Below are 20,173 nucleotides of genomic sequence, written 5' to 3'. Positions count from 1 at the left end.
GACCACCATGCCCGCAGATCTCAAATCGCTGAAGAGCCGCGTCGGCTCGGTCAAGAACATCCAGAAGATCACCGGCGCGATGCAGATGGTCGCCGCGGCGCGCCTGCGCCGCGCCGAGCTGCGCATCGAGGCGCTGCGCCCGTACGCGGGCGCGGTGCGCCGGATGGCCCGGCAGGCCTCCGAGGCCGCGGGCAACGTGCCGAACCTGCCCGTGCTGACGCAGCACGAGTCGGTCGACACCGTCGGCATCCTCCTCGTCACGGGCGACCGTGGCCTGGCGGGCGCCTTCAACTCGCAGATCATCCGCGCCGGCCTGAAGGCCGCCGAGGAGCACCGCGAGCAGGGCAAGCAGGTCGTGTTCTACGCGGCCGGCCGTCGCGGCGTCAGCTCGCTGACGTTCCGCAAGCTGCACCTCGAGGGCGAGTACGTCGGGTTCTCCGACCGTCCCGCCTACGCGAACGCCCGCGAGATCGCCGAGGACCTCATGGCGGCCTACGCGGACGGCAAGCTCGACCAGGTCGAGGTTTTCTACAACGGCTACGTGTCGGCGATGACGCAGCTGGTGCGCCGCGAGGTGCTCCTGCCGCTGCAGCACGCGACGATCGTCGACGAGGCCGAGGTGGGGGAGGACGTGACCGAGGACACGGGTCACCACGCCCTCGTCGAGTACGAGCCCGACCCCGACAAGATCCTCGGGCGCCTCGTCCCCGACTACGTCGAGATCTCGCTGTTCCGCGCGCTCCTGGAGTCCACGGCCTCCGAGCACGGCGCGCGCATGACCGCGATGCGCAACGCCTCCGAGAACGCCGGTGAGCTGATCAGCTCGCTGACGCTCGATCTGAACCGCGCCCGCAAGGCCGCGATCACCCAGGAAATCCTCGAGGTCGTGGCCGGCGCCGAGGCGCTGTAGGACCCGCGAAGCCTCTCCCGACCCTCCCGAAACCGGAAGACATCATGGAAGCCAGCACCCTCACCAAGAACGTCGGCAAGATCGAGGTCATCAACGGCGTCGTCATCGAGGCCTCGTTCGCGGACAAGCTCCCCGAGATCAACAGCGCCCTCGAGGTCGAGCTCAACGGCGCCACCCTCGTGCTCGAGGTGCAGCAGCACCTCGGCGACGACCGCGTCCGCGCGGTCGCCATGGACGCGACCGACGGCCTCGCCCGCGGCGTCGACGTGATCGACACCGGCGGCCCGATCACCGTGCCCGTCGGCCAGGCCACCCTCGGCCGCATCTTCAACCTCCTCGGCGAGGCGATCGACGACGGCCCCGCCGTCGAGGCGCAGGAGCGCTGGCCGATCCACCGTCCCGCTCCGGACGTCGAGAACCTCACGCCGACGGCCGAGATGTTCGAGACCGGCATCAAGGTCATCGACCTCCTCGCCCCCTATGCCAAGGGCGGCAAGATCGGCCTCTTCGGCGGCGCCGGCGTCGGCAAGACCGTCCTCATCCAGGAGCTCATCCACAACCTCGCCAAGGAGCACGGCGGCCTGTCCGCGTTCTGCGGCGTCGGCGAGCGCTCCCGCGAGGGCAACGACCTCTGGCTCGAGATGAAGGAGTCGGGCGTCATCGACAAGACGATGCTCGTCTTCGGCCAGATGAACGAGCCGCCCGGTGCGCGCATGCGCGTCGCGCTGTCCGGCCTGACCATGGCGGAGTACTTCCGCGAGCAGGGCGGCCAGGACGTGCTCCTGTTCGTCGACAACATCTTCCGCTTCGTCCAGGCGGGCTCCGAGGTCTCGGCGCTCCTGGGCCGCATGCCCTCGCAGGTCGGCTACCAGCCGACGCTCGAGTCCGAGATGGGCCAGCTGCAGGAGCGGATCACCTCGACCCGCCAGGGCTCGGTCACCTCGGTGCAGGCCATCTACGTCCCCGCGGACGACCTCACCGACCCCGCCCCGGCGTCGGTGTTCAACCACCTGAACGCGACGACGGTCCTCTCGCGGGCGATCTCCGAGAAGGGGATCTACCCGGCGGTCGACCCGCTCGACTCGACGTCCACCATCCTCAAGCCGGACATCCTCGGCGAGGAGCACTTCGCGGTCGCCAACGCGACCAAGGAGCTGCTGCAGCGCTACAAGGAGCTGCAGGACATCATCGCCATCCTCGGCATCGACGAGCTCTCCGAGGAGGACAAGCTCGTCGTCGGCCGCGCGCGGCGCATCGAGCGCTTCCTGTCGCAGCCGTTCCACGTCGCCGAGCAGTTCACCGGCACCCCCGGCGCGTACGTGCCGATCGCCGAGTCGATCCGCGGCTTCAAGGAGATCCTCGAGGGCCAGCACGACGACCTGCCCGAGCGCGCCTTCTACCTCAAGGGCACGATCGACGACGTCGTGGCCGCCGCCAAGGCCTGACCGTGGCGGGGCACGCGACATTCACGGTCGAGGTCCTGACGCCGGAGGGCGAGGTCTTCGCGGGCGACGTCGAGATGGTCTCGACGCGCACCGAGACGGGCTCCATCGGCATCCGGGCCAACCACGCGCCGCTGCTCGGCATGCTCGCGCCCGCGGAGCTGCGGCTCTACGCCGACGGTGAGGAGCAGCCGCCGACCCGGTTCGCGCAGGGCGAGGGCTACGTGCAGATCGCCGAGGGCAAGGTCCTCATCCTCACCGAGGAGGCGATCAAGCCGGAGGACCTCGACACCGCGGACCTCCAGGCCAAGCTCGACAAGGCCAACGCCGCGTTCGACGCGGCCGAGCCGCAGTCCGAGGCGCAGAAGAACGCCATCCGCGACCGGCGCCGCTGGGAGATGTTCCTCAGCGTCGCGTCGGGCGACGCGCAGTAGCGTCGGCGGACCCATCCACGCAGCACGACGACGGGCGCCCGGTGGGCGCCCGTCGTCGTTCGCGGGATGGGTGGGGTGGAGGTCAGGCGGTCGTGGTCGCCGGGGCGGGACCGGCCTGCGCCCGGGCCTCGGCGGCGGCGCGCTCGGCGGACCGCTGCGCGGCCCGTGCCTGCTCGACGGCGTCGGCGGCCTCGCGGGCGCGCTCCTCGGCGGCCTGCGTCTCCTCGGCGCGCAGCGCGGCCTCGCGCTCGAGCTCCTCGGCGCGGGCCAGGGCGGCCGCCGCGGCGGCGAGGCGCGCCTCGCGGGCCTTGGAGCCCTCCAGCGTGCGGGGGCCGTCGTCGACGCCGAGATGCACGCCGTAGGCCTGCGCGACCGCCGCGAGCTCCTCGTGGGTGACGCTGCCGTCGGGCGCCGGCCCGCCGACGGCGGTGATCGTGTCCTTCGGGTACGGGACGCGCAGGTCGTCGCGCGTGGCGGACGCCTCGCGCAGCGGCACGAGGTGCTGCTTCTTGGAGATCCGCCCGGTGCTGATCTCGCCGACGACCGGCCGGTCGCCGTCGAAGTGCACCTCCGAGAGCTTCCCGACCTTCTCCCCGTCGCCGTCCAGGACGTCGCGGCCGATCCACTGCTCGATGTGCTCGATCTTCATGGGCCGGGTCTACCCCGGTCACGTCCGCTCGATGCCCGCCTCGCGACATCCCTGCTCGAGCGCCTCGAGGCCGAAGCCGTCGGCCGGGCCCAGCGCGCCGGTGCCCTGGAGCCCTGAGGCCGCCGCGGTGACCGCGCCCCAGGCGAGGATCTCCCCGGTGAACGTGTAGCCGTTGACCCCGGTCAGCCGGACGCTCGCGAGCTCGTTGCCGACCGAGTCGTGCGCGCTGGCGAAGATCAGCGACCCGGTCCGCTCGCGGGCCTGCGCGTCCGGGCCACCGGTCGAGCCGGGCACCAGGCGGGCTCCGGCGCGGCGCACGGCGCCCCGCACACCCGGGACGGCGAGCAGCGGCGCGCCGGCCGCGGAGAGCTTCTGGAGCGGCCGCGAGGCAGGGCCGAACCAGCCGAGGAACACCTCGACGTCGCGGACGCCGGCGGCGAGACGCGGCAGCGCGTAGTGCTCGCTCGTGCCGACCGAGACCGCGGACTTCCAGCGCCCCGGGCTCGTCTCGAACCGGGCGACGTGCCGGGCGGCACGCTCGGTCACGATCGCGGCGTCGCGGAACGCGAACGCGGGCTCGGTGAGCGCCTCGACGATGCTCGCCCGCGTCCCGCCGCTCATGTCGTTCGACCCGCCGCGGCCGGTCATGAAGTAGCCGATCCGCACGCGCGAGGCGCGCTCGCCCGCGTCGGCGAGCGCCAGCGCGCCCGCGAGGTTGCCGGGCACCCAGTCGTAGCCGAACGCGGTCAGCAGCCCGACGCCGGCCGCGTCGGCGCGCGGCCCCCAGGACTCGAAGATCCGCCGGATGAACGGCGTCTCGCCGGTCGAGTCGAGGTAGTGGGCGCGCGCGTCGATCGCCGCCTCGACCGCCGGGGCACCCCAGCGCGTGAACGGCCCGACGGTCGAGACCAGGACGTCCCCGGCCTCCACCAGCGCCCGGACCGACGCGGGCCGGTCGACGTCGGCGACCGCCGTCGGCAGGCCCCCGAGCTCGGCGGCGAGCGCCTCCAGCGCGGGGGCGCTGCGGCCCGCGAGGACCGGCCGTGCGCCCCGGGCGACGAGCGCCCGGGCCGTCAGCCGGCCGGTGTAGCCGGTCGCGCCGAACAGGACGATGCGGGCGGACATGACCCGCAGCGTACGGGGCAGCGGCTACCATGGTGCGAGATGGACGCCCGCGCCCTCGCCGAGCGGCTGATGACGTACGACACGTCGAAGCCGGACGAGCTGAACGCCGCGGCCGCCTTCGTGAAGGGCTGGCTGGAGTCCCGTGACGTGCGCGTCGCCCACCGCGACCACCACGGGCTGCCGGTCATCACCGCGGAGGCCGGTCCCGCCGACGGCCCCCTCGTGATCTTCCACGGTCACCTCGACGTCGTGCCCGCGCACGACCACCAGTTCACGCCACGCGTCGAGGGCGACCGGCTCATCGGCCGCGGCGCCTACGACATGAAGGGCGCGCTCGCCGCGATGATGCTCGCCACCGGCGACGCCGCCCGCCAGGACGCCGTCCGGGTGCTGTTCGTCTGCGTGCCCGACGAGGAGAGCGAGGACGTGGAGGACCGCTCGACCGACCGGATCATCGCCGACGGCCTGCGCGGCGACTTCGCGATCACCGGCGAGCCGACCGACCTCCACATCGGCGTCCAGGCCAAGGGCGTGCTGGCGATCCGCTGCGAGGTCGGCGGGCGGGCCGCCCACGGCTCGACGCCGTGGCAGGGCGACAACGCGATCCTCAAGGCGCACGACGCCTACCGGCGCATCGAGACGCTCCCGTTCGCCCGGCAGAGCTCGGACATGTTCGACCGCCCGTCGATCAACCTCGCCCGCATCGAGGGCGGCGACGCGTTCAACAAGGTCCCGGACCGCTGCTGGATCGACGTCGACATCCGCTTCCTGCCGACGCAGGACCCGGGGAGATCCTCGCCCAGGTCCGCACGATCGCCGATCTCGAGATCGTCAAGTGCTTCACGCGCGCTCCCGCGATGGTGAGCCGCAGCAACCCGTACGTCCTGGCCCTGCGCAGCGCGATCAGCAGCGCGATCCAGGGCGACGCGATGTCGGTCGGGCGCGACGGCGCGTCCGACGCCATCTCGTTCCTGGAGGCCGGTGTGCCGGCGGTCGAGTTCGGCCCCGTCGGCAGCGGCCACCACGGCCCCGAGGAGTGGGTCTCGATCTCGTCGCTGGAGCGCTACCGCGTGGCGCTCGGCGACTTCGTCCGCACGCTGCCGGCGCACCTCGAGCAGCCGTCCGCCGGGCTCCGCGCCCTGGAAGGAGGGGGACACGCATGAGCGTCTACCCGAACTCGCCCCTGGCCCCCGACGACGGTCCGCCGCCGCTCGGGCGCAACCAGATCCTCAAGGCGCTCCTGGGCGGCCTGGCGATCGTGCTCGCGGTCGCGGTGACCACGGCGACCGCCGGCCTGCTGCAGATCAAGGGCGTCGCCGACGACATCGGCGGCCTGCCCGGCCTGGACACCGTCATCGGCGAGGGGGACGGCGCGCAGAAGGACCAGGGCGTCGACCGCGCCGAGGCGGGCGACCCGCGCACGTTCCTGCTGCTCGGCTCCGACCGGCGCTACAGCGACCTGAAGAAGAACAACAAGAACCTCCGCCGGTCGCTGCCCGCGCGCTCGGACACGATGATGCTCGTGCGCGTCGACCCCGACGAGGACGTCATCACCGTCCTGTCGATCCCGCGCGACCTGAAGGTCACGATTCCCGGTCACGGCACCTCGAAGCTCAACGACGCGTACTCGATCGGCGGCCCGGCGCTCACGCTCGAGACGCTGCGCGACGTCCTCGGGATCGAGATCAACCACGTCCTGAACGTGAACTTCGGCGGCTTCCGCAAGCTCGTCACCACGGTCGGCTGCGTCTACGCCGACATCGACCGCCGCTACTACCACTCCAACGTCGGCGTGCCGCCGAGCCAGCAGTACGCCGAGATCGACATCGACCCCGGCTACCAGCGGCTGTGCGGCCAGAAGGCGCTGGACTACGTCCGCTTCCGCCACGCAGACAACGACCTCGTCCGCGGTGCGCGCCAGCAGGACTTCCTGCGCGCGATGAAGGACCAGGTCGGGACCTCCGGTCTGGCGGGAGACCGCGACAAGCTGCTGGAGATCTTCAAGGAGTCCGTCCAGGCCGACGGGCAGCTCAAGAGCGTCGCCGGCCTCGAGAGCGTCCTGAAGCTCGCGTTGTTCAGCGCCGGCAAGCCCGTCAAGCAGGTGCCGTTCCCCGGCTCGTTCGCCGAGGAGGGTGGCGTCTCCTACGTCACCTCCGACGACGCGGCGATCGAGCGGACCGTCCGCCGCTTCGAGGACCCGCCGTCGCTGCAGCCGGCGAAGAAGCAGTCCTCCTCGTCGTCCTCGACCGGCGCGAGCAGCAGCGCGAAGAAGAAGCCCAAGCGCAAGAAGGCGGCGAAGATCGACTACTCGCTGCTGCGCAACGTCCGGCGTGAGGGCGAGGACCTCGTCGCCAACACGGTCGCCAGCGGCAAGGTGACCTTCCCGCTGTACTTCCCGACCCGCATCACGAACTCCGGGCGGTTCACGACCAACCAGCCCAACGACCCGAACCCGCGCGTCTACACGCTGCGCGACCGGGCCGGCAAGAAGCACCAGGCCTACCGGATCGTGATGCTCCAGAACCAGCTCGAGGGCCAGTACGTGGGCGTGCAGGGCACCACCTGGCGGACCCCGCCGCTGCTGAAGCGACCGACCTCCACGCGCGTCGTGAACGGCCGCCGGCTGCTGCTGTTCCGCGACGGCGAGCGGCTGCGGTTCGTCGCCTGGCGGACCAAGCGGGCCGTCTACTGGGTCTCCAACTCGCTGACCACGAACCTCTCCAACGACCAGATGCTCGGCATCGCGGCGACGCTCGGCCGCTTCGGCGAGGGCGGCAAGTGAGCGACGGCCCCGACGACGCCCCGCCCGGCGTCGCCTGGGGCCTCTACCGCCGGTTCGCCCTCGGCGGGCTGCTGATCGTCCTGCTGACCGCGGTCGGCACCGCGACCGCGGCGCTGATGGAGATCAAGGGGACGCTCGTCGACCCGCTGCAGCCGATCGTCGACCCGCCGCGCGGCCCGAAGCTCGAGAACGTCCTCGCCGACGTCCCCAGCGGCAAGCCGCAGACGCTGCTGCTGCTCGGCTCCGACATCCGCTACGCCGACCGCGGCACGGTCAAGGGCCTCAGCGACACGCTGATCCTCGTGCGGCTGGACCCCGACAAGGGCGCGACGTCGGTCATGTCGCTGCCGCGCGACCTCAAGGTGCAGATTCCGGGATACGGGACCGACAAGATCAACGCCGCGTACTCGCTCGGGGGGCCGACGCTCGCCGTCCGCACGGTCAAGGCGCTGCTGGGGACCCCCGACCGGCCGTTCGACGTGCACCACGTCGTCAACGTGAACTTCGGCGGCTTCCGGCGTGCGGTCGACCGGCTCGGCTGCGTCTACGCCGACATCGACCGCCGGTACTTCAACGACAACGACCCGCCCGCCGGCGGCGGCCCCGACTACGCCACCATCGACGTGCCGGCCGGCTACCAGCGGCTGTGCGGGCAGGACGCGCTCGACTACGTCCGCTACCGGCACTTCGACTCCGACCTCGTCCGCGCCGCCCGCCAGCAGGACTTCCTGCGCCAGGCCAAGGACCAGATCGGCATCTCCCGGCTCGTCTCCGACCGCGACGAGCTGCTCGAGATCTTCGGCCGCTACACCCAGACCGACATCAAGAGCACGGGTGCGGTCCTGCGGCTGCTGAAGCTCGTGTACCGCGCGACCGGCAAGCCGCTCGCCGAGATCCGCTTCCCCGCGTTCGACGTCGGCGACCATCTCGAGATCGGCGCCGACGACCTCCGGCGCGTGCGCGAGCGCTTCCTGGACGCGCGGGCCGCCCCGGCGGCCCGCGGCCGCACGCGCTCGACGTCCTCCCCGACGCGCCGCGCGCAGCGCCCGCGGTCCGCGCGGCGCAGCACGGTCCCGCGCGGCCTGTTCGCCGACCGCCGCACCGCGGAGGACCTCGGCGTGCGCCTGGGCGTCAAGCTCGCCTTCCCCGTGTACTTCCCGCGCTGGGCGGCGCTCGGGGCGGACTACCGCGCCCAGGACAGCCGCACCTACGACCTGTTCGACCGCGACCGGCGCCGCCACCGCGCCTACCGGCTGGTCGTGAAGGCGCCGGGCGTCGGCCAGTACTACGGCGTGCAGGGCACCACCTGGAAGGACCCGCCGATCCTGCGCTCCCCGTCCGAGACGCGCCGGATCGCCGGCCGCACCTACGAGCTGTACTTCGACGGCAGCCGCCTGCGGATGGTCGCGTGGCGCACCGAGCGGGCCGCCTACTGGGTCCACAACACGCTGCTGCAGTCCCTCAGCAACGCGCAGATGCTGGGGATCGCGGAGTCGCTGACGCGGGTCGGCGCCGACTGAGGCGACGGTCCGTGCGCCCGGGTCGCTAGCCTTCCCCGCCTCATGGCAGAGCGAGAGCCCATCGGCGTCATCGGCACCGGCTACGTCGGACTCGTCACTGCGGCGGGCTTCGCGGAGCTCGGCAGCGACGTCTACTGCATCGACATCGACGCCGGCAAGATCGAGCGCCTCAAGCAGGGTGAGATCCCGATCTACGAGCCCGGTCTCACCGAGATGATCGCCCGCAACCGCGAGCGCATGCACTTCTCGACCGACATCCCGGACGCGCTGGACAACGCGCGCCTGCTGTTCGTCGCGGTCGGCACCCCGCCCACCTACTCGGGTGACGCGGACCTCTCGGCCGTCCACGCGGTCGTCGGGGCGATGCCCGCCTCCGACCGGCACGCGCTGGTCATGAAGTCGACGGTGCCCTGCGGAACCGGCAAGAACATCAAGCGGCTGTTCGAGGAGCAGGGCAAGAGCGGCTTCCGCTACGTGTCCTGCCCCGAGTTCCTCAAGGAGGGCTCGGCGATCGACGACTTCCTGCAGCCCGACCGCGTGGTCGTCGGCGACGACGGCGACTGGGCGGGCGACGCGGTCGTCGAGCTCTACCGGCCGCTGCTCACCGCCGAGCACGGCGGCGAGGGCCCGGGCGAGCTCGTCCGCACGGACATTGCGAGCGCCGAGATGGTGAAGCTCGCGGCCAACGCGTTCCTCGCCACGAAGATCTCGTTCATCAACGAGATCGCCAACGTCTGCGAGGAGACCGGCGCCGACGTCCTCGAGGTCGCCAAGGGCATGGGCCTCGACAGCCGCATCGGCCCGAAGTTCCTGCAGCCCGGCATCGGCTTCGGCGGCTCCTGCTTCCCGAAGGACGTCACGGCGCTCAAGCAGCTCGCGGGCAACTCCGGCTACCACTTCCAGCTGCTGAACTCGGTCATCGAGGTCAACGAGCTGCAGAAGCGCCGCGTGATCGGCAAGCTCGAGAAGCACCTCGGGCCGCTGGTCGGCAAGCGGATCGCGCTGCTCGGCCTCGCGTTCAAGCCCAACACCGACGACATGCGCGAGGCGTCCTCGCTCGTGCTGTCGGCGCGGCTGCAGGCGGCCGGGGCGCTCGTCAGCGCGTTCGACCCGATCGCCGAGGACGAGGCCCGCAAGCTCATCCAGGGCGTCCGCTTCGCCGAGGACGCACTCGACGCCCTCACCGACGCCGACGCGCTCGTGCTCGTCACCGAGTGGGACGAGTTCCGCAGCCTGGACTGGACGCAGGTCGCCCGCCTGATGGCCGGCACCACCGTCATCGACGGACGCAACGCGCTGGACCCCGACGCCGTCCGTGGCGCCGGGCTCACGTACGAAGGCATCGGCCGAGGCTGAGGAGGAGGCACGGAATGCAGGCGGTGATCCTGGTCGGCGGCGAGGGAACGCGGCTCAGGCCGCTCACCTCCGGCATCCCGAAGCCGATCGTCACGTTCGTCGATCGGCCGTTCATGGCGTACATGCTCCAGTGGCTGCGCGGCCACGGGGTCGACGACGTCGTCATGGCCTGCGGCTTCCTGCCCGACGCGGTGCAGGCCGCGCTCGGGGACGGCTCCGACTACGGCGTGCGCCTCACCTACCTGCAGGAGCCCGAGCCGCGCGGCACCGCGGGCGCGCTGAAGTTCGCGCAGGACCACCTGCAGGAGCGGTTCCTGATGCTCAACGGCGACGTCCTCACCGACGTCGACGTCAGCGCGCAGATCGCCCAGCACGAGCGCACCGGGGCGACCGCGACGCTCGGCCTCGTGCCCGTCACCGACCCGTCCGCCTACGGCCTCGTCCTCACGCAGGACGACGGCGCGGTCACCGGCTTCCTCGAGAAGCCCGGCCCGGACCAGCTCGGCGGCATCGACGAGTACCTCATCTCGGCGGGCATCTACGTCCTCGAGCGCTCGGTCCTCGACATGATCGAGCCCGACCAGAACGTGTCGATCGAGACGCAGGTGTGGCCCGCGCTCGTCGGCAACGGCCTGTACGCCTCCGCCGACCGCTCCGCCTACTGGCTGGACATCGGCACCCCGCAGCGCTACCTGCAGGGCACCTCCGACATCCTCGCCGGCAACGTGACGACCCAGGTGCTCGACCGCCTGACCGACGGGCTGGCCGTCGCGGGCGACGTCGCCGACGGCGCCACCGTGATCGCCCCGGCGATCGTCGAGGCGGGCGCCGCCGTCGCGGCCGGCGCCACCGTCGGTCCCGGCGCGGTGATCGGCGCGGGCGCGTCCGTCGCCGCGGGCGCCACCGTCGAGCGCAGCATCGTCCTGGACGGCGCGAGCGTCGCGGCCGACGCGGTCGTGCGCGACGCGATCGTCGCCCCGCGGGCCACGGTCGGGGAGCGCACCGTCGTCGAGCAGGAGGCCGTGCTCGGCGAGGGCACGACCGTCGGCGCGGACAACGTCCTGTCGCGGGGCGTCAAGATCTTCCCGGGCGCGACCGTCGGTGACGGCGCCGTCCGGTTCTGAGCCGCGAGTGCAGCAGGAGGAGAGAGGGATGAGCACGACGGAGCGCACGCCGCTGGACCGTGAGGCGGTCGCCGCGGTCGACACCACCGACCAGGTCACCGACGTCCTCGCGCTGCCCGAGCACCTGCGCGACGCGCTGTGGAAGGCGGAGTCGGCGGGCATGACCGGCTGGGACAGCGCCGCCGGGCTCGTCGTCGCGGGCATGGGCGGGGCGGGCATGGGCGGCCTGCTGGCCCGCGCGATCCTCGGCGACCACGCGGTGCGCCCGATCCTCACCACGCGCGACTACGCGCTGCCGCCGTGGACGACGCCCGACACGACCGTCCTGTGCACGAGCTACTCGGGGAACACCGAGGAGGTGCTGGCCTGCTACGAGGCGGCGGGTGCGCTCGGCGCGCGGCGCGTCGTCTGCACGACCGGCGGCGCGCTTGCGAAGCTCGCCCGCAAGGAGGGCGTGCCGGTCATCCCGATGGCGGGCGGCCTGCGCTCCCGGGCCGCGGTCGGCTACATGACCGTGGCCGCGCTCGAGGTCGCCGCGCAGTGCGGCGCCGGCCCGCGCCTGGCGTCCGACCTCGACGTCGCCGCCGAGCACCTGGAGGAGCTCGTCGACGCGTGGGGACCCGACGGGCCCGAGGACGGCCTGGCCAAGAGCCTCGCCCGCGCGCTGCACGGCAGCGTGCCGGTGATCGCGGGCTGCGGGGTCACCGCGCCGGTCGCGTACCGCTGGAAGAGCCAGCTGAACGCCAACGCGAAGCTCCCGGCGTTCTCGCACGAGCTGCCCGAGCTCGACCACAACGAGATCCAGGCGTGGGAGGGCGCGGCCGGGCTCGGCCCGTTCGCCGCGGTCTTCCTCGACGACTGCGACTCCCACCCGCGGATGGGCGGCCGGATCGAGCTGACGCGCCAGCTCGTGGCGCCGCACGCGACCTCGACCCACGTGGTCTCCTCGGTCGGCACGACGGCTGCGGAGCGGGTCTTCTCGCTCGTGCTCCTCGGCGACCTCGTCTCGCTCTACCTCGCGGTCCTGCGCGGCCAGGACCCGGCGCCGCTCACCTCGGTCGAGCAGCTCAAGGGCGAGCTCGCCGCGCGCTGAGTCCGGCCTCCCCGGGCTTGCCGCGACACCCGTCGCGGCGAGCCGTCATGCTTGCGCCCATGCGGCCGACGGGAGGGACCCTGGGACTGCTCACGGCGGTCCTGCTGACCGTCGGGACCGCGGACGCACGCGCCGCGACGGTCGCGGTCGAGTCCGACCGCGTCGTGGTGCGGACCGCGCCCGGGGACGCGGACGAGCTCGTCGTCGAGGGGTACCACACCGCCGTCCGGGTCGCCCGTGGGGCGACCGGCAGCGACCCGGTGGCGGGCTCGGGCTGCACGAGCTTCGGCATCTCGGTCATCTGCGAGGTCGCGCCCAACCCGGCGCTCGACGCGCCGCTCGCCCGCGTCGAGCTCGGGGACGGCGACGACGTCCTCACCGCGAGCGGCTCGGTGGCGCTCGACGTCGTCGCCGGCCCAGGCAACGACGTCGTCGCCGGCAGCTTCCGGACCGACCACGTCGACCCGGGTCCGGGCGACGACCTGGTCGCCGGGGAGACGGCGCGGACGTGGTCCTCGCCAGCCCGGGCTTCGACGCGATCGGCGGCGGCACCGGCCGCGACACGCTCGACGCCTCCGCCGCCACCGAGCCCGTGCGCCTGGAGATCGGCGGGACCGGCAACGGCGGCGTCGGCCTCGACGAGCGGCTGCGCGACGTCGACGTCCTCGCCGGCGGCAGCGGCGACGACGAGCTCACGGTCGTGGGGGACCGCACCGAGCAGCCCACGCTCTACGGCGGGGCCGGGAACGACCGGCTGCAGCTGCGTCACGAGGGCACCGCGAGCGGCGGCACGGGCGACGACCGGCTCGCCGCCTTCCAGGAGGCCGGCGTCCCGTCGGGGCGCATCACCCTGTTCGGCGACGACGGGAACGACACGCTCGCCGCGACCGGGCTGCGGCTCGACGCCGTCCTGGACGGCGGCGCGGGCACCGACACGCTGCGGACCGAGGGCGGCGCCGACCGCCTCGACGGCGGCAGCGGCGACGACCTGCTCGACGCCGGCGAGGGCGACGACCAGCTCGAGGGCGGCCCGGGCGCCGACCGGCTCGCCGGTGGCGAGGGCGCCGACCGGCTGACCGGCGGCCCCGGTCCCGACGCGCTCGCCGGCGGCGGCGGCGACCGCGACACGGTCAGCTACCCCGACGGCCCCGGGGCGACCGTCACCCCCGACGGCCGCGCCGCCGACGACGGCGCCCCGGGCGAGGGCGATCTCGTCGGCGCCGACGTCGAGCTGCTCGAGGGCGGGCCGGGCGACGACCGCTTCGTCGCGCACCCGGGCACGTCGCGCGGCTTCGCGGGACGCGGCGGCACCGACACCCTCGACCTCTCGCGCTGGCCGACCGGGGTCGTCGCGCCGTTCGGCGCGGGCCAGGCGTCCGGGGACGCGCTGCCGAACACCGTCGGGCTCGACCGCATCGACGGCACCGGCTTCTCGGTCGTCATCGGCTCCCCGCACGACGACGTCCTCCTCGGCACGCCGGGCGCCGACACCCTGCTCGGGGCCGACGGCGACGACCGCCTCTTCGGCGGGACCGGCGGCGACCGGCTCGTCGGGGGCGCCGGTCGCGACGAGGTCTCCTACGCCGGGCGCGGCGCCGGCGTCACCGTGACCGTCGGCGGCGGCGCCGACGACGGGGCGGCGGGGGAGGGCGACGACGTCGCCGCCGACGTCGAGACGCTCGTCGGGACCGCGGCCGCCGACGTGCTCACGGGCGGTCCGGCGGCCGAGGTGCTGCTCGGCGGGGCGGGCGCCGACCGGATCGCCGGCGGCGGCGGCGACGACGCGCTGAGCGGCCAGCAGGGCCGCGACGTGCTGCGCGGCGACGCGGGGGCGGACGCCGTCATCGCCTTCGACGACGGCGAGGGCGACGCGGTCGCCTGCGACGCGGCCGACGCGGTCTCCGCCGACCGCGCCGACGCGCTGCGCGGCTGCGTGCTGCCGCGCCGCCAGGTCGTCGCCGCGCCCCGGCCGGTCGCGCCCCCCGGCACCGCCCCGCGCGCCCGCGCCGCCCGCACCGTGCGCGGCACCGCGCGCGCCGACGCGCTCCGGGGCGGGCGCGGCGCCGACGTCCTGCGCGGCCTCGGCGGCCGCGACCGGCTCTCCGGCGGCCGCGGGGCCGACCGCCTGCTCGGCGGCACCGGCGACGACCGGCTCTACGGCGGGACCGGCTCGGACACGCTCGACGGCGGTCCCGGCGTCGACCTCCTGCGCGGCGAGGGAGGCCCCCGACCGGCTGCTCGGCGGCCCGGACGCCGACGTGCTCGCCGGGCAGACCGGGTCCGACCGGCTCGACGGCGGGCCCGGGTCCGACGCCCTGGAGGGCGCCTCGGGCGACGACCGGCTGCTCGGCCGCGACGGCGACGACACCCTCAGCGGCGGCTTCGGCCACGACACGCTCAGCGGCGGCGCCGGCGGCGACAGCCTCGCCGGCGACGAGGCCCCCGACGTCCTGGACGGCGGCAGCGGCAACGACCTGCTCGACGGGGGCTCCGGGCCCGACACGATCCGCGCGGGCGACGGTGACGACCAGCTGCTCGGCGGCACCGGCCGGGACCGCTTCTACGCGGGCGCCGGTGACGACGTGCTCGCCGCCAACGACGGCGGCAAGGAGGAGCTCATCGACTGCGGCCCCGGCGAGGACCTGCTGTTCGTCGACGTCCCGCGCGGCGACGCCCCGACCGCGACGCCCGCCGCCCGGGAGGTCGCGTCGCCCGCGCTGCTCGTCGGCTGCGAGCGGATCGTCGCCGCCGCCGAGCCGCACGTCCCCGGGCGCGGCGACGTCCACCTCTCCTCCGACACGGGCGGCGACGTGCGCGTCGGCACCCCGCTGGCCGACAAGCTCCTGGGCGGCGCGGGCGCCGACCTGTTCCTCGGCGGCGACGGGGAGGACGTCCTCTGGGGCGACTACCAGCCGGGGACCGCCGCCCCCGACCTGCTGTTCGGGCACGCCGGCCCCGACACGATGTACGGCGGCGGCGGACCGGACCTCGTCGACGGCGGGCCCGGAGCCGACTACGTCCAGGGCGACGCCGGCGACGACGTGCTGCGCGGCGGCGGCGGGAACGACCGGCTGCGCAGCGGCGCCGGGCGCGACGTCATCGAGGCGGGGGCGGGCGACGACCGGGTCTTCGCCGCGGCCGACGGCCGCGACCGCATCGACTGCGGCCCCGGGCGCGACGTCGTCGACGCCGACCCCGACGACACGGTGCGCCACTGCGAGGTCGTCCGCCGCGGGTAACCTTGACACGATCGTGGTAAGGTTGCCCGCGGATGGACGCGCTGACCATCAACGAGGCTGCCGAGACGACCGGCTGGTCGCCCCGCATGCTCCGCTACGTCGAGCGCCTCGGGCTCATCGAGCCCGAACGCTCCAGCGGCGGCTACCGCCTCTACGGACCCGCCGAGCTCCAGCGCCTGCGCACCCTGCGCGAGCTGCTGGGCGAGCACGAGCTCGGACTCGGCGAGATGGGCTTCGCACTACGCCTGCGCCGCGACCGCGACCTGCGGGACGCGGTGGAGGCGTGGTTCGAGGCCACACCGGCGCGCCCCACCGGCGTCCCCGCCAGCGACTGGCTGAGCTGGGAGCAGGACAAGCACTCGAGGCTCCTGGCCGCGGCCGGGGCGCCTCCCACGTGAACGACCACAAGGACACGATGAGCACCACCACCGTTCTGGCCCCGGACGACTACAAGGTCGCCGACCTCTCCCTCGCCGCCTTCGGCCGCAAGGAGATCCAGCTCGCCGAGCACGAGATGCCCGGCCTGATGCGCACCCGCGAGGAGTTCGGCCCCTCCCAGCCGCTCAAGGGCGCCCGCATCATCGGGTCGCTCCACATGACGATCCAGACCGCGGTCCTCATCGAGACCCTCACCGCCCTCGGCGCCGAGGTCCGCTGGTGCTCCTGCAACATCTTCTCCACCCAGGACCACGCCGCCGCGGCCGTCGCCGTCGGCCCCAACGGCACCCCCGACGCCCCCCAGGGCGTCCCGGTCTTCGCCTGGAAGGGCGAGACCCTCGAGGAGTACTGGTGGTGCACCGAGCGCGTCGTCGCCGGCTGGCCCGAGGGCAGCCCCGCGAACATGATCCTCGACGACGGCGGCGACGCCACCATGCTCATCCACAAGGGCAAGGAGTTCGAGGAGGCCGGCGCCGTCCCGGACCCGTCCACCGGCGGCTCCGAGGAGTTCGAGATCTTCCTCACGCTGCTGCAGAAGTCCCTCACCGAGGACACCCAGCGCTACACGAAGATCGCCGCCGAGATCAAGGGCGTCACCGAGGAGACGACCACCGGCGTCCACCGCCTCTACGAGATGCACCGCGACGGCAAGCTGCTGTTCCCGGCCATCAACGTCAACGACTCCGTCACCAAGTCGAAGTTCGACAACCTCTACGGCTGCCGCCACTCGCTCGTCGACGGCATCAACCGCGCCGTCGACGTCATGCTCGCCGGCAAGACCGCCGTCGTCTGCGGCTACGGCGACGTCGGCAAGGGCTCCGCCGCCTCGCTGAAGGCCCAGGGCGCCCGCGTCATCGTCACCGAGATCGACCCCATCTGCGCGCTCCAGGCCGCCATGGAGGGCTACCAGGTCGACACCCTCGACAACGTCGTCGAGACCGCCGACGTCTTCATCACCACGACCGGCAACAAGGACATCATCAAGGCGCAGGACATGGCCCGGATGAAGCACAACGCCATCGTCGGCAACATCGGCCACTTCGACAACGAGATCGACATGGCCGGCCTCCAGCAGACCGAGGGCATCGAGCGGATCAACATCAAGCCGCAGGTCGACGAGTGGAAGTTCCCCGACGGCCACTCGATCATCGTCCTCTCCGAGGGCCGCCTGCTGAACCTCGGCAACGCCACCGGCCACCCGTCGTTCGTCATGTCCAACTCCTTCACCAACCAGACGATCGCCCAGATCGAGCTGTACACGAAGACCGAGGACTACCCGATCGGCGTCTACGTCCTCCCCAAGCACCTCGACGAGAAGGTCGCCCGCCTGCACCTCGACGCCCTCGGCGTCAACCTCACCCCGCTGAGCCAGGAGCAGGCCGACTACATCGGCGTCAAGGTCGACGGCCCGTACAAGCCCGACCACTACCGCTACTAGCCCCAGAGACCCGTCTCGACGTCCGTGCGCGCACCCGGGGCGAAGGGCCCGTACGTCCGTACTTGCCCCACGCCCCGGTCGCCCGCACGGACGACGATCCGGGCCTCTGGGCATTCCGTGTCGACGCCGGTGCGCGCACCCGGGGCGAAGGGCCCGTACGTCCGTACTTGCCCCGCGCCCCGGTCGCCCGCACGGACGACGGTTCGGGCCTCTGGGCATTCCGTGTCGACGCCGGTGCGCGCACCCGCACGGACGACGATCCGGGCCTCCGGGCACTCCCGGGGCAGGCGGTCGCGTGTCTGACGTCGCCGACCTGACGCTCGCGGCCGCCGGCCGGGACCGCATCGACTGGGCCGACGCCCAGATGCCGGTCCTGGCCGCCCTGCGGGAGCGGTTCGCGCAGGAGCGCCCGCTGGAGGGCGTCGTCGTCGCCGCGTGCCTGCACGTCACCGCGGAGACGGCCAACCTCGTCCGGGCCCTCCTCGCCGGCGGCGCCGAGGTCGCGCTCGCCGCCGCCAACCCGCTCTCCACGCAGGACGACGTCGCCGCCGCCCTCGCCGTCGAGGACGGGGCGGAGGTCCACGCCCGCCGCGGCGAGGACCTCGACGCCTACGTCGCGCACGTCGGGGCGCTCGTCGCCCGCAGCCCGCAGATCACGCTCGACGACGGCGCCGACCTCGTCAGCGTCATCCACGCCGCCCACCCCGGCGTCCTCGAGGGGATGCTCGGCGCCACCGAGGAGACCACCACGGGCCTCGTGCGCCTGCGCGCCCTCGAGGCCCAGGACCGGCTCGCCGTGCCCGTCATCGCCGTCAACGAGGCGCTCTCCGAGCGGGTCTTCAACGACCGCTACGGCACCGGGCAGTCCACGCTCGACGGGATCCTGCGCGCCACCAACCTGCTGCTCGCCGGGCGCACCGTCGTCGTCCTCGGCTACGGCTGGACCGGGAAGGGCATCGCGCAACGCGCCCGCGGCATGGGCGCGATCGTCGTCGTCTGCGAGGTCGACGAGCGCCGCGCGCTCGAGGCCCGCATGGAGGGCTACGAGGTCCTCCCGGCCCTGACCGCCGCCGAGCGCGGCGACGTCTTCATCACCGTCACCGGCGTCGCCCGGGTGCTGCGCGCCGAGCACTTCGCGCGCATGAAGGACGGCGCGGTCCTCGCCAACGCCGGGCACTTCGACGTCGAGATCGACCTGCCCGCCCTGCGCGCGGCCGCCGTCGGCCCGCCCGTCCCGGTGCTGCCGCTCGTCGACCAGGTCGACCTCGGCGGCCGGCGGCTCAACCTGCTCGCCTCCGGGCGCGTCGTGAACCTCGCCGCCGCCCAGGGCCACCCGGCCGCGGTCATGGACATGAGCTTCGCCAACCAGGCCCTCGCCGCCGAGGAGCTCGTGCTGCGCCGCGGCGCGCTCGGCCCCGGCGTGCACCCGGTCCCCGAGCGCGTCGACCGCGAGATCGCCCGGCTCAAGCTCGCGTCGCTCGGCGTGCAGATCGACACGCTCAGCGACGAGCAGGCCGCCTACCGCACGACCTGGGACCCCGCGCCGTAGGCGCGTCGGCACGCCCGCCGAAGCCGCGGGGCGGTACCGTCCGTCCCGCATGGAGATCAGAGCACAGGTCCTCGCCGCCGGCCTCGGCACCCGGCTGCGCCCCCTGACCCACGAGATCCCGAAGCCGATGGTCCCGGTCCTCGACCGGCCGGTGATGGCGCACATCGTCGACCACCTGCGCCGCGCGGGCATCCAGGACATCGTCGCGAACCTCCACTACTTCCCCGACACGATCCGCGACTACTTCGGGGACGCGATCGAGTACGTCGAGGAGGAGGAGCTCTCCGGCACCGCGGGCGGCGTGCGCCGCTGCCGCGAGTTCTTCGGCGACGGCACCTTCCTCGTGTTCTCCGGGGACGCGCTCACCGACATCGACATCGAGCGGTTCCTCGCCGCGCACCGCGCGAACGGCGGCGTCGCCACGATCGCGGCCAAGCAGGTCGCCGACACCCAGGAGTACGGGGTGATCGTCCACGACGCGCAGGGCCGCATCAGCGCCTTCCAGGAGAAGCCCCACCCCGACGAGGCGCTCTCCGACCTCGCGAACACCTGCATCTACCTGTTCGAGCCGGAGATCTTCGACTACTTCCCCGACTCCGCGTTCGTCGACTTCGCCAACGATGTCTTCCCGGCGCTGCTCGCCCACGACGTGCCGTTCCACGTGCACGACATCGGCGACGAGTACTGGAACGACGTCGGGTCGCTCGTGGAGCTCAAGCAGGGCACCTTCGACGCGATCACCGGCGGTCTGGACCTGCGGGCCGAGGGCGAGGAGATCGAGCCCGGCCTCGTGCTCGGCGACGGCAGCTCGTTCGCGGGCGTCGAGCTCGTCGAGCCGCCCGTCTGGATCGGCCGCGACGTCACGATCGGCACGCACGTGCGCCTGCAGGGCCCGCTCGTCATCGGCGACGCGGCGGTCATCGGCGACGGCGCCTGCCTGAAGGACGCGGTCGTCTTCCCCGGCACCGAGCTCCCCGCCGGCTCGATCCTCATCAGCGGCATCGCGGGCCACGTCGGCATCACCGAGAACCTCCGCCGGCCGGGGAGCTGACGCGCCCGGCCCGGCCCGCGCGC

General features: G+C 73.5%; 17 protein-coding genes and 1 pseudogene. 16 read left to right on the top strand and 2 right to left on the bottom strand.

Going from position 1 to position 20,173, the window contains the following annotated elements:
- Nucleotides 1–7 precede the first annotated feature (7 nt).
- The 3 genes from atpG to atpC are packed head-to-tail and all read left to right on the top strand — an operon-like array spanning nt 8 to nt 2,786.
- Nucleotides 8–910 carry an ATP synthase F1 subunit gamma gene (atpG, locus tag GKE82_RS07440; RefSeq protein WP_154732867.1) on the top strand — a complete coding sequence of 301 codons (903 nt, stop codon included), beginning with the start codon at nt 8–10 and terminating at the stop codon, nt 908–910.
- 44 nt (nt 911–954) lie between these two features.
- Nucleotides 955–2,355 carry a F0F1 ATP synthase subunit beta gene (atpD, locus tag GKE82_RS07435; RefSeq protein WP_107569254.1) on the top strand — a complete coding sequence of 467 codons (1,401 nt, stop codon included), beginning with the start codon at nt 955–957 and terminating at the stop codon, nt 2,353–2,355.
- A 2-nt stretch (nt 2,356–2,357) separates the two neighbouring features.
- Entirely contained in the window at nt 2,358–2,786 is a 429-nt protein-coding gene (gene atpC / locus GKE82_RS07430; protein ID WP_158276844.1) for an ATP synthase F1 subunit epsilon, read from the top strand.
- A gap of 82 nt (nt 2,787–2,868) precedes the next feature.
- On the opposite strand, the gene GKE82_RS07425 is transcribed toward atpC, so the two are convergent.
- Nucleotides 2,869–3,435 (bottom strand): PRC-barrel domain-containing protein, encoded by a 567-nt coding sequence (locus GKE82_RS07425; protein WP_107569258.1) that lies wholly within the window; start codon nt 3,433–3,435, stop codon nt 2,869–2,871.
- An 18-nt stretch (nt 3,436–3,453) separates the two neighbouring features.
- Complete coding sequence (locus tag GKE82_RS07420; RefSeq protein ID WP_154732866.1) at nt 3,454–4,560, bottom strand: trans-acting enoyl reductase family protein; 1,107 nt, start codon at nt 4,558–4,560, stop codon at nt 3,454–3,456.
- Nucleotides 4,561–4,599: 39 nt separating this feature from the next.
- Between GKE82_RS07420 and GKE82_RS28045 the strand changes: the two genes are divergently transcribed.
- From GKE82_RS28045 to GKE82_RS07360, 13 genes and pseudogenes are all read left to right on the top strand, one after another.
- Nucleotides 4,600–5,424 carry a M20/M25/M40 family metallo-hydrolase gene (locus GKE82_RS28045; protein ID WP_309233483.1) on the top strand — a complete coding sequence of 275 codons (825 nt, stop codon included), beginning with the start codon at nt 4,600–4,602 and terminating at the stop codon, nt 5,422–5,424.
- Nucleotides 5,352–5,723 carry a M20/M25/M40 family metallo-hydrolase gene (locus GKE82_RS28040; RefSeq protein ID WP_309233799.1) on the top strand — a complete coding sequence of 124 codons (372 nt, stop codon included), beginning with the start codon at nt 5,352–5,354 and terminating at the stop codon, nt 5,721–5,723. The genes GKE82_RS28045 and GKE82_RS28040 overlap by 73 nt, the downstream gene beginning before the upstream one ends.
- Nucleotides 5,720–7,342: an LCP family protein gene (locus GKE82_RS07410; RefSeq protein WP_154732865.1), complete on the top strand. Its 1,623-nt coding sequence runs from the start codon at nt 5,720–5,722 to the stop codon at nt 7,340–7,342. The genes GKE82_RS28040 and GKE82_RS07410 overlap by 4 nt, the downstream gene beginning before the upstream one ends.
- A complete protein-coding gene (locus tag GKE82_RS07405; RefSeq protein ID WP_154732864.1) occupies nt 7,339–8,862 on the top strand; it encodes an LCP family protein in 1,524 nt (507 codons plus the stop codon). Before GKE82_RS07410 ends, GKE82_RS07405 begins: the two co-directional genes overlap by 4 nt.
- 42 nt (nt 8,863–8,904) lie before the next feature.
- Nucleotides 8,905–10,218: a UDP-glucose/GDP-mannose dehydrogenase family protein gene (locus tag GKE82_RS07400; protein WP_154732863.1), complete on the top strand. Its 1,314-nt coding sequence runs from the start codon at nt 8,905–8,907 to the stop codon at nt 10,216–10,218.
- A gap of 14 nt (nt 10,219–10,232) precedes the next feature.
- Nucleotides 10,233–11,342 carry a sugar phosphate nucleotidyltransferase gene (locus tag GKE82_RS07395; protein ID WP_154732862.1) on the top strand — a complete coding sequence of 370 codons (1,110 nt, stop codon included), beginning with the start codon at nt 10,233–10,235 and terminating at the stop codon, nt 11,340–11,342.
- Between the two features lie 28 nt (nt 11,343–11,370).
- The gene (locus GKE82_RS07390; RefSeq protein ID WP_154732861.1) at nt 11,371–12,435 is read left to right on the top strand and encodes a bifunctional phosphoglucose/phosphomannose isomerase; all 1,065 of its coding nucleotides are present in this window, start codon (nt 11,371–11,373) and stop codon (nt 12,433–12,435) included.
- Between the two features lie 508 nt (nt 12,436–12,943).
- A pseudogene (locus tag GKE82_RS28035) lies at nt 12,944–14,647 on the top strand (calcium-binding protein); the annotation flags it as partial.
- A 46-nt stretch (nt 14,648–14,693) separates the two neighbouring features.
- Nucleotides 14,694–15,674, top strand: a complete 981-nt coding sequence (locus GKE82_RS07380; RefSeq protein WP_154732859.1) for a calcium-binding protein — start codon at nt 14,694–14,696, stop codon at nt 15,672–15,674.
- Between the two features lie 32 nt (nt 15,675–15,706).
- Nucleotides 15,707–16,072 (top strand): MerR family transcriptional regulator, encoded by a 366-nt coding sequence (locus tag GKE82_RS07375; RefSeq protein ID WP_107569275.1) that lies wholly within the window; start codon nt 15,707–15,709, stop codon nt 16,070–16,072.
- Between the two features lie 17 nt (nt 16,073–16,089).
- Nucleotides 16,090–17,550, top strand: a complete 1,461-nt coding sequence (ahcY, locus tag GKE82_RS07370; protein ID WP_107569797.1) for an adenosylhomocysteinase — start codon at nt 16,090–16,092, stop codon at nt 17,548–17,550.
- 295 nt (nt 17,551–17,845) lie between these two features.
- Nucleotides 17,846–19,099, top strand: coding sequence for an adenosylhomocysteinase (gene ahcY, locus GKE82_RS07365; RefSeq protein WP_309233482.1), 1,254 nt, complete (start codon nt 17,846–17,848; stop codon nt 19,097–19,099).
- A gap of 49 nt (nt 19,100–19,148) precedes the next feature.
- Nucleotides 19,149–20,150, top strand: a complete 1,002-nt coding sequence (locus GKE82_RS07360; RefSeq protein WP_154732857.1) for a sugar phosphate nucleotidyltransferase — start codon at nt 19,149–19,151, stop codon at nt 20,148–20,150.
- The last annotated feature ends 23 nt before the right edge of the window (nt 20,151–20,173 follow it).

Origin of the sequence: Conexibacter sp. W3-3-2 (assembly GCF_009707605.1) — a bacterium.
In the GTDB taxonomy this organism is placed as follows: domain Bacteria; phylum Actinomycetota; class Thermoleophilia; order Solirubrobacterales; family Solirubrobacteraceae; genus Paraconexibacter; species Paraconexibacter algicola.
The sequence above is the reverse complement of the archived record's forward strand: the minus strand, read 5'-3'. Positions and strand labels throughout refer to the sequence as shown.